This window comes from Hymenobacter sp. M1-2 (assembly GCF_057808495.1).
The window spans coordinates 1-12,977 of sequence record NZ_JBTYZO010000015.1 but is presented as its reverse complement, the minus strand read 5'-3'; the positions used below and the strand labels follow the sequence as shown (position 1 = coordinate 12,977).

At 58.1% G+C, this 12,977-nt stretch carries 11 protein-coding genes; 6 read left to right on the top strand and 5 right to left on the bottom strand.

The genetic code is table 11. The features are described 5' to 3' along the window. Positions 1–340: 340 nt before the first annotated feature. Together ACYSMN_RS15225 and ACYSMN_RS15220 are read left to right on the top strand one after the other, a co-directional pair. The gene (locus ACYSMN_RS15225) at positions 341–1,999 is read left to right on the top strand and encodes a hypothetical protein (RefSeq protein ID WP_488924762.1); all 1,659 of its coding nucleotides are present in this window, start codon (positions 341–343) and stop codon (positions 1,997–1,999) included. Positions 2,000–2,114: 115 nt separating this feature from the next. Next, entirely contained in the window at positions 2,115–3,092 is a 978-nt protein-coding gene (locus tag ACYSMN_RS15220; RefSeq protein WP_488924761.1) for an acyl-ACP desaturase, read from the top strand. Positions 3,093–3,161: 69 nt separating this feature from the next. Here the strand turns inward: ACYSMN_RS15220 and ACYSMN_RS15215 are convergent, their stop codons facing one another. The 5 genes from ACYSMN_RS15215 to ACYSMN_RS15195 form a co-directional block, all read right to left on the bottom strand. After that, positions 3,162–3,641, bottom strand: a complete 480-nt coding sequence (locus ACYSMN_RS15215; RefSeq protein WP_488924760.1) for a DUF1203 domain-containing protein — start codon at positions 3,639–3,641, stop codon at positions 3,162–3,164. Between the two features lie 84 nt (positions 3,642–3,725). Next, positions 3,726–4,580 carry a methylated-DNA--[protein]-cysteine S-methyltransferase gene (locus tag ACYSMN_RS15210; protein WP_488924759.1) on the bottom strand — a complete coding sequence of 285 codons (855 nt, stop codon included), beginning with the start codon at positions 4,578–4,580 and terminating at the stop codon, positions 3,726–3,728. A 336-nt stretch (positions 4,581–4,916) separates the two neighbouring features. Further along, positions 4,917–5,540, bottom strand: a complete 624-nt coding sequence (locus tag ACYSMN_RS15205) for a hypothetical protein (RefSeq protein WP_488924758.1) — start codon at positions 5,538–5,540, stop codon at positions 4,917–4,919. Positions 5,541–5,823: 283 nt separating this feature from the next. Then, positions 5,824–6,450 carry a hypothetical protein gene (locus ACYSMN_RS15200; protein ID WP_488924757.1) on the bottom strand — a complete coding sequence of 209 codons (627 nt, stop codon included), beginning with the start codon at positions 6,448–6,450 and terminating at the stop codon, positions 5,824–5,826. A gap of 91 nt (positions 6,451–6,541) precedes the next feature. Continuing rightward, positions 6,542–6,823 (bottom strand): DUF427 domain-containing protein, encoded by a 282-nt coding sequence (locus tag ACYSMN_RS15195; RefSeq protein WP_488924756.1) that lies wholly within the window; start codon positions 6,821–6,823, stop codon positions 6,542–6,544. Between the two features lie 192 nt (positions 6,824–7,015). On the opposite strand from ACYSMN_RS15195, the gene ACYSMN_RS15190 reads away from it, so the two are divergent. From ACYSMN_RS15190 to ACYSMN_RS15175, 4 genes are all read left to right on the top strand, one after another. Then, on the top strand, positions 7,016–8,122 hold the full coding sequence (locus ACYSMN_RS15190; RefSeq protein WP_488924755.1) for a vWA domain-containing protein: 1,107 nt from the start codon (positions 7,016–7,018) through the stop codon (positions 8,120–8,122). A gap of 414 nt (positions 8,123–8,536) precedes the next feature. Continuing rightward, positions 8,537–10,360 carry a choice-of-anchor Q domain-containing protein gene (locus tag ACYSMN_RS15185; protein ID WP_488924754.1) on the top strand — a complete coding sequence of 608 codons (1,824 nt, stop codon included), beginning with the start codon at positions 8,537–8,539 and terminating at the stop codon, positions 10,358–10,360. 206 nt (positions 10,361–10,566) lie between these two features. After that, a complete protein-coding gene (locus ACYSMN_RS15180) occupies positions 10,567–12,087 on the top strand; it encodes a sigma 54-interacting transcriptional regulator (RefSeq protein WP_488924753.1) in 1,521 nt (506 codons plus the stop codon). A 311-nt stretch (positions 12,088–12,398) separates the two neighbouring features. Further along, on the top strand, positions 12,399–12,803 hold the full coding sequence (locus ACYSMN_RS15175) for a response regulator (RefSeq protein ID WP_488924752.1): 405 nt from the start codon (positions 12,399–12,401) through the stop codon (positions 12,801–12,803). The last annotated feature ends 174 nt before the right edge of the window (positions 12,804–12,977 follow it).

Genomic DNA, 12,977 nt, shown 5'->3' with positions numbered 1-12,977 from the left:
GGTTGTGAGGTGACAGGTAACAAGTGACACGTAACAGGTGAAACGTAAGAAGGTGGCAGATAAAAGGAAGGAATAGGTAGGAGGTGATTGAACACGAAGTGGTAAGGAGATACTTCACTTCTTGAACTCGCAAAGCACCTTGATGCGCCTGCAAGGCTAACGGCTACCGCTCTAGGAAACAAGTTCATCGTAAGCTTAGGCGGTCCGCTACCTTTACTTCCGCACCCAGCTCCTTATTATCTTCCACTTCACCTTTTCCCCTAACCACCTTCTACCACTTCACCTGTTACGTGTCACTTGTTACCTGTCACCTGTCATCCAAAACCTGTCACCTAACTGAATGCGCCGCGTATTTCTGCTACTGATGCCGTTGGTCTTGCTGCTCGGAAGCGGGGTGCTGCTGGGGTTTTACTGCGAAACAAATGATGACCTCGCCATTGTAGCGTTGCTGCGGGGCGTAACGGCCGCCGCACCGGTGGCCGATTTGCATCTCTACTTCCACGGATACGCGGCACTGTGGCATTGGCTTTACGAGCACTACCCGCTGGTGCCCTGGTACGGCCTCACACTTTACAGCTTGCTTTACGCCGCCACTGTGCTTGCCGGCGCGGTGCTGGCCCGGCTGCTGCGGCCGCACGCGGGCCGATGGACGGTGGTGCTTGTGTTGCTGCTTTTCTGGGGCGTGACGTGGCTGGAGCACGGATTGTGGTTCAACTACGTGCGCGTGCCGGTGCTGCTGGCCGGGGCCGGCGTGCTCTTCGCCGCGCAACGAACCAGACTACGGAGCGCCTTCGTGGTCGGGCTGCTGGCGTTCGGACTGGCCTGGCTGATTCGGCCCAGCGCGGCGGTACTAGGGCTGCTGGCTGCTACGCCGGGAGCATGGTGGCTAGCTGGTCGTCGGGCCCTGCCGGTATTGAGTGGGGCAGTAGTTTGGGCGCTGGTAGGGGCACTATATCTCAACCTCACCTGGAACCCCACCGCCGTCAGTTTCCGCCGCCTCGACGTGCTCAAGTCCAATCTCTTGGATTTCCAGCTGGCAGCGCCATCTCCTCAACCTTTGAATTCAACCGATAGTCTGGGCCTGGCCGCCACTCGTCGCTGGATGCTGGCCGATTCGACTATTGTCAACGAAGCCTTTTTTAAGCGGGTCGTGCTGCTGCCCTCGCCCACGTATTTTCTCAGGAACATTGCCCCGGCCAAGCTCGCCCAGACCGTCAGCATGCTAGCCCGCGACTATTTCGCGCTGCTCCTATTGCTGGCGGCCAGCGCCGCGCTGGTTGCGCGCCAGCCCGGACCACACCGAGGGTTTTGGCTGGTACAAGTTGCAGCGGTAAGTCTGCTGTTGGGCCTCGGCACCGTGCTCAAATTACCGCCCCGGCTGGCGCTGCCGCTGCTTGATTTATGGGCGCTTAGCAATTTGGCCTTCGTGCTCACGCGGCCCGCCTTGCCGCCCCAAACGGTACGAGTGCTGCTGATAATTTTGGCTGTAGCCGCCGTACCGTACACCTATAAAACGTGGCACCGCCGTAGTACACTCACGCAGGAGCAGCAACATAACCGCACGGAACGGCAGCGGCTGAAAGAGTTGGTAGGGCAGCACAACCCACCCGTTGAAGTAGTGGTGTCAGATACCTGGGAATCCACTTACAAAGCCGAATCTCCCTTCAACGAGAAAGGCCTCGCAACTCGCAGCCAGGATGCTGGGCCTCGAAGCCAGGCACGGCGGCTTACTGTGGCTGGCTGGATCACGCTGCACCCTTCGCAAGCGGCGCTACGGCAGCAGCTAACAGGCACTCGTGACTTTCCCGAAACGCTGCGGCGGCTGGCGTGGCGGCCGGCGGTGGTCTGGGTACTGACGCCCGCCCGAGCCGCCGTACTCAACCGCGAGCTAGCCCGGTTGGCGGAGCCGCGCGTTCAGCTCCTGCCCGCTAGTGCGCTAGTTGATTCCAGCGGCGAGGCAGCGCAGCTGTTTCGGCCTCGGGTAGCGGCGTCAGAATAAGCTTTTAGGCCAAAATTTTATAGGTCGGGTACGCCACGCAATCCACGTATTACCGGTTGGTGAGTATATACCTTTGAGCCTCCCTTTTTCCGTTCCCTCTTTCTGCCCCATTGCCATGCTCGCCACTGCCATCTCCCGCGGTGAGGTCCTTCAGCACCTCGAACCCTTTTTACGCGAAAATCTCGGCTCGTTCCTCAAAAGCGTGGAAGCCAGCTGGCAACCGTCCGATTTCCTGCCCGATTCCCGCCTCGATACCTTTTTTGATGAGGTGAAGCTGTTGCGCGAACGAGCCAAAGAACTGAGCTACGACCTGGTAGCCGTGCTCATCGGCGATACCATCACGGAAGAAGCCCTGCCCAACTACGAAGCCTGGTTCCATCAGCTCGACGACCTGGACCGCGACCCCAACAACGGTTGGGCGCAGTGGATTCGGGGCTGGACGGCCGAGGAAAACCGCCACGGCGACTTGCTCAATCGCTACCTCTACCTCTCGGGCCGCGTGAACATGCGCGAGTTTGAGGTGAGCACCCAGTACCTCATTGCCGATGGCTTCGACCTGGGCACAGCCCACGATCCGTACCGCGCTTTCGTTTATACCAGCTACCAAGAAACGGCCACCAACCTCTCGCACCGCCGCGTTGGCACCCTGGCCCGCAAAGCCGGCGACGACCAGCTCTCCAAAATCTGCGGCATGATAGCCGGCGACGAAACCCGCCACGCCCGCGTCTATAAAACCTTCGTCGACAAGATTTTCGAGGTGGACCCCTCCGAAATGATGCTGGCTTTCGAGGATATGATGCGCAAGAAAATCGTGATGCCGGCCCATTACATGCGCGAGCTAGGCGTGGAAGTCGGCAAAACCTTCGGTCACTTCACCGACGCCGCTCAGCGCCTGGGCGTGTACACCAGCCAGGATTACACCGACATCCTCGAAACCCTCATCAACGACTGGAAGATTGCCCAGGTCAGTAACCTGAGCGGCGCCGCCGAAAAAGCCCGCGACTATATCATGGCTCTGCCTAACCGCCTGCGCCGCGTCGCCGACCGGATGCCCGTACCCAAGCTCGAATACCGCTTCAAGTGGATTGACTAGGCTGATTTTGGTTGGTCGTTTTTGGCACCTGGATTAGAACAGACCAAAAACCAAAAACGACCAACCAACTTACGCGCGTTCTACTTTGCAGATGAAGCAGCAGGCTTCGGAGTTGCGCACGTGCAGGAAGTCGATTTCTGGGTGAGCATTGAACACTTGCTCAATGCGCTGGTCTACGTCCTGGTCGCCTACTTGCTCCGTGTACACCATGTGCTCGGCGGCCGAGTAGCCTAGCAGAGACAGCGGGAAATTAACCTTGTCAGCTTTGATTTCGGGTGGGAACCGGTGCACGTCTTGGTAAGGCAGCACGACTTCCGCAGAAATAAAAATGGGCCCAGTTTCAGCGTAGGGGCTAGCTTGGCTGAATGGAGAGTAAGCCGCCAGAATGCGCGTATCCACGCCCACCTCGAACGGCCGCAGCGACACCCGGCACGGCCCGCGGCCTTTGGCTACTACGGGCTTCAATTGGTGCCCGAAATCATCTTGTTGGGTTTCGCGCACGCGCGCTGCCCAGGCGCCGTCTACCGGCACAATCTTGAAGTTTGACATCACAAGAAAAGGTTAGAGGGAGGAAAGGGCACAGCACAGAGGTGCCCAACGCAGATGGTTGGAGCTGCCAACGACGGCGCAGCTTTAGCTTATGGCCACGGTAGTAGCACAAGTGCGAGCAGCTTCCCAGCCAATAAGAGCCACTTTACGGCCCGCGCCCCAGCGGTACTCGCCTAGCGCGCCGGTTTGCCGAATCACGCGGTGGCAGGGAATGAGGTAGCCAGCGGGGTTGCTAGCCACGGCGCTGGCCACTGCGCGCACTGCACTGTGCCGCCCGGCCCGGGCCGCCACACCAGCGTAAGTAGCCAGCTGCCCTTCCGGAATCCGCAGCAGCGATTCCCACACCTTCAACTGAAACGGCGTGCCCTTCAAGTGCAGGTGCAGCGGCGCCCCCACTGGGTCGGCGTGCTGGAAGAAGGCGGCTACTTGCTCGTGTGACGGCGTTGTTTGGGCCACGAGCGTTGCCTGGGGCCACTCGCGGCGCAACTCCGCTACGGCGGCCGCGTCGGTATCGTCACTGGCCTGCTGGAAATCGAGCTTGCAAATGCCTTTTGCCGTAGATGCCACGAGGTAGCGCCCAAAACGGCTTTCGCCGAAGCTGTAGCTAATGGTGAGAGCTGCGCCGCCTTGGCGGTATTCGCCGGGCGTCATGGCTTCGAGCGTCACGAACAGGTCGTGGAGACGGCCGGGGCCGGAGAGGCCGGTTTCGTAGGCCGCAGCTTCCACTGAATGATGTTGGCGTAACAGGGTCTTGGCGTAATCGAGGCTGAGAAACTGAAGAAACTTCTTTGGCGACACGCCCGCCCACTCCTGAAACTTGCGTTGGAAATGGAACGGGCTCCAGTGTGCTTGGCGAGCCATTTCTTCGAGGTCGGGCTGGGCTTGGAAGTTGGCCTGCACGTAAGCAATGGCGGCGGCAATACGATGGTAGTCAGTCATGGCGAGTAGTGCGACGGGTGATGTGCTGATTTTTTGATGTGCTAATGTGCTGATGAGTTGGTGTGCTTAATGTGCTGATGAGTTGATCATGGCGAGTGAGTAGGGCAACAGGTCAAAAGTAGCGCCTTGGCTCCGCCGCAACCACCCGAAACTTGCGCACTTACGAGCCACTAGCAACCGCACAAAAAAGCCCGGCCGCGTGAACCACACGGCCGGGCTTTTCAGCGATAAAAGAAGGATGGTAGTGGTGAGCTACACCTACAAGCACATCAACCGGCTCGTACGAGGTACATACTCACACGTACGTCTCACTTCTCCTATCTAAGGTCTCACGACTTATTTGGCGTCCATCACCTGGCCCATGGTCCATTTGCCGTCGGCACCTAGCTTGTAGGTGATAGTGCGGCTGCTGGCCGTGGCGGGCGTGGTGGAATCGGCGGCGGTGCTGCTGCTCACGGGGAAGGTACGGCTCAACATGCCGTTGCTCAGCGTATAGGTGTCTTTGCCCGAATAGCCGATGGCGGCAGTGCCCGTAATCAGGCCGGGGGAGCTGACGGGCGTGTAGCCTCGGTCCCCGAACTCGTAGCCGTAGAAGCCTCCGTTGGCCGCCGGATTATCGGTGAAAATGTATATCTCCGGTTTGCCGTTGCCGTTCAGGTCGCCCGATACGGCGTCGCGGACGCTGCCCGTTACATCTACGCGCACTGGGTCCGAGGTGAGGGCCGCCCCGCGGTAGGAGCGGATGGTAAGTTGCTGCTCGGTGCCTTCGCCCGTGGTGCGAATTTCGAAACGGGAGTTGCCTTGCGTTACTTCCCGGCTGAAACTGACCGGCGCCGTGGCAGCCGTGCTTTCCACCGTAGGAGTGGCAGTAGAGGTATCATCGACGGCTGTGCGCGAGGAGTCACAGGCGGTGGCCGCAAGAAGCGAAGCGCCAAGGAGAGTGAAAATCGGTGCTTTCATTGGTATGTAGGGTGTGTGAGAGTGAGACAAGAGGTAGCCTATGATAGAGTGATTCGGCGCTATTAGCTCAAAGGGAGAGAGCAAGCTAACGGCAGCCCACTCAGGATAGGCTACTGAAATGAAATTCGGGATATCTACGCAAGCCATTGTCTTATAGATTGAATACAAACTAAGGAAAGAATAATATAAATAATAAAGTAAAACAAGTCTTGCATTTTCCAGCCAAAAGGCTGCTAAGGCCACCCAATGTACGCGTCGATGCCACGCAGTTCGTGGTCAATTCCTATTGTACTTGGCTTGTAAAAGCCACTTGCCGGAACATAGCCGCGCCCTCGGGAAGCTCGTATTGAATAATGCGCCGCCCGCCCGTGGGGCAGCAGTTAGGGTCGGCATCAAGGTAAATGGGGAAGGTGCGCACCACCCGCTGGCCTTCCACCCGAAATTCGTCGTGCCCCTGGTAGCCTTTCGCGGCGGGGCCATTCAACTCCGGTAGGGAAAGGTTGCGGCGACCCTGATTGAGAAACTCGTAGCCGAGCATTTGCCCGTAGGAGCCGCTCCCCGCATCCGTCACGAATACGAGCAGCTCCGGGAATTTATCGTCGTTGAGGTTGGCCGCCACAGCATCGGCCACGGTACCTTCGATGGCTTGGGTGGTGGTGGTCAGCTCCCGGCCGTCCTTCTCCACGCGCAGCTGCATCTGGCGCTTGCTGCCTTCGCCGGTGGTCTGCAGCACGAAGCGGTGGTCGCCCTGGCTTAGCTCGCGGCGGAAGCTGACGCGCGCCGCTGGCGCGCCAGGTATATTAGAGGAGCGCAGGGTGGCCGGCTCCGATGTTTCGGTGGCCGAGCGAGGCGCGTCGCAGGCGGCCAGCAGAAGCAGCGCGCCAAACCCAAACTGGAGTAGTTTCTTCATAACACAGCAAAAAAACCGGCTGCCACCTGGCAGCCGGCATCTTGCTAAGCATACCGTTGTGCTCCTAAGGAGGTTACACGGCAAGCGCCGCTTACGGCAAAATCTTTACGCCTTTCCAGAAAGCCACGTGCCCTTTGATTTGCTGCGCGGCGTCTTTCGGCTCCGGGTAGTACCAGGCAGCGTCTTTGTTTATCTCCCCGTCCACGCGCAAAGAATAGTAGCTAGCGCGGCCTTTCCAGGGACAGGTGGTCTGCGCGATGCTGTCTTCAAAGAATTCCTTCTTCACGGAGTCGGCGGGAAAATAGTGGTTGTTTTCTACCACCACGGTGTTGTCGCTCTCAGCCACAACGGTATCTTTCCAAACAGCTTTCATAGGTCGTTTTTGGTTGTTCGTTGGTCGTTTTTGGCTTATTGTGTATCGTGGGCTACTTGCCCGATGCCTCCTTGGTTTATCGTTTTTCGCAGGCTAATTGCATCACGTCGGCGTGCTCACAAAAAACCAAAAACGATAAACCAAAAACTAACTTTCCTCGGCGGTTGTTTTCCAGGCTCACTACTTCTTCTTATGTCCGCAGGCTTTCGTTTCCGGGATTACGTGCCCGAGGAGTCGACCGAGAAAGGCTTCGACTCCCTCTTCAAGATATTCATGCAGCTTGTCACCATCACCAGCGGCGACGTGGGCGAAACCCTCTCGTGGCTGAATGAGCTGGACAAGCAGTACGGCCTCACCAGCGACGAGTACGGCATGGGCAATTTCATCGAAGACCTCAAAAAGAAGGGCTATATCGATGAAGATCCGCAGGAGGCCGGCGCCTTCAACATCACGGCCAAAAGCGAGCAAAACATTCGCAAATCGGCGCTGGAGGAAATTTTCGGCAAGCTCAAGAAATCGGGGCAGGGCAACCACCGCACGCCACACACTGGCCAGGGCGACGAGCAAAGCACCGACATGCGCGAATTCCGGTTCGGCGACTCGCTGGATCAGATTTCGATGACCGAGTCCATCCGCAACGCCCAGCTCAACCACGGCCTGAGCGGCGACGACTTCATGCTGACCGAAGGCGACCTGGAAGTGCGCGAAAACGAGCACAAGAGCCAGACCAGCACGGTGCTCATGATCGATATTTCGCACTCCATGATCCTCTACGGCGAGGACCGTATCACGCCGGCCAAGAAGGTGGCCATGGCGCTGGCTGAGCTCGTGAAGCAGAAGTACCCCAAGGATTTTCTCGATGTGCTGGTGTTCGGCAACGATGCCTGGCAGATTGAGGTGAAGGAGCTACCCTACCTGCAAGTTGGGCCCTACCACACCAACACCGTGGCCGGCCTGGAACTGGCCCTCGATCTGCTGCGCAAGCGCAAAACGCCCAACAAGCAGATCTTCATGATTACGGACGGCAAGCCCACCTGCCTCAAAGAAGGCAACGGCTACTACAAAAACAGCTTCGGCCTGGACCGGAAAGTGGTAAATAAAACCCTGAACCTGGCCGCCGCTGCCCGCCGCCTCAAGGTGCCCATCACCACCTTTATGATTGCGTCGGACCCGTACTTGCAGCAGTTCGTCAACGAGTTCACGGAGGTGAATCAGGGCAAAGCCTACTTCAGCAGCCTGAAAGGCCTCGGCCACTTAATTTTCGAAGACTACAAGCGCAACCGCCGCAAGTCCTTATAACAGCGCTTGGTTTCTCTAGCGGACGGGCGGAGTCCGTTGTATCCGTTGTCGCTGATAATCTTTACGCGAGTTTCGAACCCTTCTGGTCAGTTGGCTGGAGGGGTTTTTTATGTCCGTCACAACCCAAACTTCCAGCTGAAGCCACCGCAACAATCCGTCCGATAGGAAACATTATAGTGGCTGCGACTAGCTTCTCACAAAGCAAGAGCAAGCCAAATCGGGCCAGTGGGTTTCTATACTGAGAAGATGATTTAGGCATGCTGGAGCTTGTGTTGTAAAAATCTTATTTCATACTAAGTGGTATCTGGCTATGTACTTTGATGAATTATTGAAGAAAACCGCTGCATCTGCCAGATACCTCTACCTTAGCCCCAGAAAGCGCATCATGTCATTCACCCTCTTTCCAAGGAAATCATGAGAAAGTTTTATTTACTGCTGCTTGCTGCCTTGGGTAGCCAATTAGTAGCACAGGCCCAGCCAGCCGTGTGCCCCGCGCCAGCCCCCATCAATATGACGGGAGCCGCGACTTTCGGCAATGGCACCTCCGCAAGTTGTACGCAAGCCGCCTTGCAGACCTTAATTAATGCGGGCGGCAATATTACGTGCAACTGCGGCCCTTCGCCTTACACGCTCACGCTGACTAGCACTTTGCAGGTACCCAACCGCCGCGTGGCGATTGACGGGCAGAACCGGCTCATTATCAGCGGTGGCAATACGGTGCGCATCTTCGATAAAGCCGCCGCGGCAAATCCCGCCGATGGCAGCCTGTTTGCCCTGCAAAACCTAACCCTGCGCGACGGTCTTGCGGTGGACAGCGGCCCTCTGCCCGGCTCCCCCAACGAAGACCGCCTCGGCGGGGCGGCCATCCGAGGCCGGGCCCACGGCAAGCTGCAAGTGATTAATGTAAGCTTCATCAACAACGTGGGGCCGGCCTTGCAATCCGACGGTTGCGGGGCGGTGCACACCATCGTCTACGACGACGTGGTGTTTGCGGGCTGCACCTTCACCAACAACCGCGGCGCCAATGGCGGGGCCGTGGGTACCATCGGCTCAGCGCAGCGCTTTATCAACTGTCTGTTTGAAGACAACAAGGCCACGGGAACTGGCGGCACCTTCGATAAAGGCGGCATTGGTGGGGCGGTGTACGTGGACGGCATAGATCAGAACGGCGTGACCAATACCATGAGCCTGTGCGGCTGCCAGCTGCGCCGCAACACTGCCAACAAGCAGGGCGGTGCCGCTTCTCTGATCTTCTACGCCAACAAAAACAGCACCGCCACCATCGACCGATGCACTTTCGAGGACAACACTGTGACCTCCGGTGGCGACCTGGGCGGCGGCTTGTATTATCTGAACGGGCCGCTTACGCTGACCAACTCCACCTTCGCCCGCAACACCACGCCGGGAGCCGGCGGCGGCGTGTGGGTTACCAACACGCTGCTGACCGTGCGCAACGTCACCTTTACGGGCAACGTGGCCACTGTCGGCCTAGGCGGTGGCTTGGCCATTAGTGGGGGCAACGAAAAACGAGCTTCCGTTTTGAACGCCACGTTTAGTGGTAACCGTGGCGGCGATTTTTCCAGCGCCATCCATAATGGCGGGGTGCTGACGCTTGGCAACTCCATCTTTCACAACAACCTTACTGGCACCGGCAATCAGACCAACCCCTATGGCGGCGGTACGATCAACAAAGGTTCTGACCTGACCGTGCTGGCCGGTAACGTCCAGTGGCCGGAAACTTATAATGCCCAATTCGGTCCTCAGCGCGAAGATTGGCTGACCCCCGCCGTGCTCGTGGCCGATGCGCGCCTGGCGCCACTGGCTTCCAACGGTGGCCCAACCCAAACCCAGGCGCTACCTGCTGGCAGCCCGGCCATCAATATCGGTGTGGCGACGGGTGCTCCAGCCACCGACCAGCGCGGCGCGCCGCGGGTAGGCCAACCCGACGCCGGTGCGTATGAGTTTGGCAGCACGCCTCTATCCACTACAAGCGACGCACTCGCAACTGCCGCTGCCGACCAGAAACTGCTCGTTTTTCCGAATCCGGCCGGCCGGTCGGTGCGCGTGGTAAACGCGGCCCCAAAGATGGCAACCGAGCTGGTTGACGGGCTAGGACGGGTAGCGCGCCGTTACGAGCCGGGTGCCAGTACGCTGGACCTAACCGGGCTGGCCGCCGGCCTGTACGTAGTGCGCACGGCCGATGGACGCGCCACACAGCTAGTGGTAAGCGAGCAATAAGCGTATGCCTCAAGGAAACGGTGCTTGAAAACGGGCGGCACTGCCGCTGTTTTCAAGCACCGTTTTGATTTTACCCGGTGGCCTTTCTGCGGCAACTGTAGCTGAAGTGCCAGCCGGTTCTGGCGCATACTAAGTGCGCGGCTGAACCTCCACCCGCCCTGGGCGGTTAAGCATGTTGGGAAACCGGTTTCCCTCTATTTTTCTCCATGAAGCACGAAACCATCCGCACATTAGGCCAGCTCCGCGCCAGTGGCTATACGCCCCGCTCCGTCAAGCAAGAGCTGCGCGACAATCTAATTACCAAGCTCCGTAGCAAAGAAGAAGTCTTTCCTGGTATTTTCGGCTACGAGGAAACTGTTATTCCCGAGCTCCAGCGCGCCATTCTGGCCGGCCATCACATCAACTTACTCGGCCTACGGGGCCAGGCCAAAACTCGCATTGCCCGCTTGCTGGTAGGCTTGCTCGATGAGTATGTGCCCGTAGTAGCCGGCTCCGAGCTGAACGACGACCCGTTGCAGCCGCTGTCCGTTTTCGCCAAGAACCTCATTGCCGAGCACGGCGACGAGACGCCCGTAACGTGGCTGCACCGCGATGAACGCTACACCGAAAAGCTCGCCACGCCCGATGTATCCGTGGCCGACCTCATTGGCGACGCCGACCCCATCAAAGCCGCCACGCTCAAGTTGCCCTACTCCGACGAGCGGGTGATTCACTTCGGGCTGATTCCGCGCGCGCACCGGGGCATTTTCGTCATCAACGAGCTGCCCGACTTACAGGCCCGCATTCAGGTGTCGCTGTTCAACATCTTGCAGGAAGGCGACATTCAGATTCGCGGCTTCAAGGTGCGGCTGCCGCTGGACTTGCAATTCGTGTTCACGGCCAACCCCGAAGACTACACCAACCGCGGCTCCATCGTGACGCCGCTCAAGGACCGTATCGACGCGCAGATTATCACGCACTATCCCAAGAGCATCGAAATCGGCAAGCGCATCACCAAGCAGGAAGCCCGCATCCGCGAGGAGCAGCAGGGCCTCGTGACCAGCAACGAAATCATTCACGACCTCGTGGAGCAGGTGGCCGTAGAGGCCCGCGCTTCGGAGTTTGTGGATGCTAAGTCGGGCGTGTCGGCGCGTCTCACTATCTCGGCCTACGAGCAAGTGGTGGCGGGCGCCGAGCGGCGGGCCCTCATCAACGGCGAGAAGAAAACCTACGTCCGCGTGGGTGACTTTATCTCGGCCGTGCCCGCCGTGACCGGCAAAGTGGAGCTGGTGTACGAGGGTGAGCAGGAGGGAGCTGGCATTGTGGCTGAGAAGCTGATGGGCAAAGCCATTCGCACGCTCTTCCTCAACTACTTCCCCGACCCCGACAAAGCCAAGAAGCTCAAAAGCCGCCCCAACCCCTACAAAACGGTGCAGGAGTGGTTTGGCGCGGGCAATACCATCGACATCCTCCACGATGCGTCCGCCAAAGACTACCGCGCTGCCCTCGACCAAGTGCCCGGCCTGCGCGACGTAGTAAAGGAGCTGCACCCCAACGAGGACGCCGACACCACTTACTTCCTGATGGAGTTCCTGCTGCACGGCCTGGCCGAGTATAGCCTGATTTCGCGCAACCGCCTCACGGCCGGCGCCCAGTTCAAGGACCTACTCTCCTCGATGTTCACCATGCCCAGCTTCGGCGAAGATGATGACGACGAGGAGGAAGAAAAGCCCCGTCGGAGAAGGTAACACGCCCTTCCGACGCAGGAGGAACCTGGCTGGGTGAAGCTTGTTCAACAGACTTACTTAGACTTCTCCTTGATTGGAATGATAAAACAAAAGCCCACTGGAATATCCAGTGGGCTTTTGTTTTGGTGGTCAGCGACTTGTGTACACAGCCGCGTCAGCTTTGGTTGAGCTAGTGTTGGCAGGAATCCAGTGACCGAAATTCACGACAAAAAATGAGTTGGCGCAGGCGCTGTTTCTGTATCCAATTTTGAGATTAACACGTTTCTTAGCCCTGAAACGGCTCCTCTATCAACCCAGTACTGAGTATCTGAATGACTAAGCTTTCCAGTGTTCTGTTGGTAGACGATGACAAGACCACCAATTTCCTCAACCGAATGCTGCTGGAAGAGTTGCAGGTGGCAGACCAAGTGCTCATCGCCGAAAACGGGCAGGAAGCCATCGAGCTCATTCGCCAGCACTGCGAAAAAGATGCCTGCCCGCCGTTGATTTTGCTCGACATCAACATGCCGGTCATGAACGGCTTCGATTTTCTGGAAACCTACGCCGCTTCGGCTTTCGCGGACCCGCAAGCCGTAATCGTCGTCATGCTCACCACCCCCCTGAACCCACGGGATGTCAACCGCCTCTACCAGTTGCCCATGCAAGGCTTCCTCAACAAGCCCTTAACTCGGCAGAAAGTGCAGCAAGTGCTTAAAAAGCACTTCAACCAAGCGTAAGGCCCCTCGGGTGACCTCACCCCCTAGCCCCCTCTCCACGGGAGAGGGAGGACTAGCTCTAGTTTGTAAAAATAAAAGCTCAGCGTGCTATTGCCCGCTGAGCTTTTGTCTAGTAGTAGGATCTAGGTTGTACGGACAATTATCTTTGCGTTCGTGAGTAATCTGGACGAAATC

Coding starts and splice junctions, on each gene's coding strand:
- ACYSMN_RS15190 (WP_488924755.1), top strand. CDS start 7,016: ATGTCCGCAGGCTTTCGTTTCCGGGATTACGTGCCCGAGGAGTCGACC.
- ACYSMN_RS15195 (WP_488924756.1), bottom strand. CDS start 6,823: ATGAAAGCTGTTTGGAAAGATACCGTTGTGGCTGAGAGCGACAACACC.
- ACYSMN_RS15205 (WP_488924758.1), bottom strand. CDS start 5,540: ATGAAAGCACCGATTTTCACTCTCCTTGGCGCTTCGCTTCTTGCGGCC.
- ACYSMN_RS15210 (WP_488924759.1), bottom strand. CDS start 4,580: ATGACTGACTACCATCGTATTGCCGCCGCCATTGCTTACGTGCAGGCC.
- ACYSMN_RS15175 (WP_488924752.1), top strand. CDS start 12,399: ATGACTAAGCTTTCCAGTGTTCTGTTGGTAGACGATGACAAGACCACC.
- ACYSMN_RS15180 (WP_488924753.1), top strand. CDS start 10,567: ATGAAGCACGAAACCATCCGCACATTAGGCCAGCTCCGCGCCAGTGGC.
- ACYSMN_RS15215 (WP_488924760.1), bottom strand. CDS start 3,641: ATGTCAAACTTCAAGATTGTGCCGGTAGACGGCGCCTGGGCAGCGCGC.
- ACYSMN_RS15200 (WP_488924757.1), bottom strand. CDS start 6,450: ATGAAGAAACTACTCCAGTTTGGGTTTGGCGCGCTGCTTCTGCTGGCC.
- ACYSMN_RS15185 (WP_488924754.1), top strand. CDS start 8,537: ATGAGAAAGTTTTATTTACTGCTGCTTGCTGCCTTGGGTAGCCAATTA.
- ACYSMN_RS15225 (WP_488924762.1), top strand. CDS start 341: ATGCGCCGCGTATTTCTGCTACTGATGCCGTTGGTCTTGCTGCTCGGA.
- ACYSMN_RS15220 (WP_488924761.1), top strand. CDS start 2,115: ATGCTCGCCACTGCCATCTCCCGCGGTGAGGTCCTTCAGCACCTCGAA.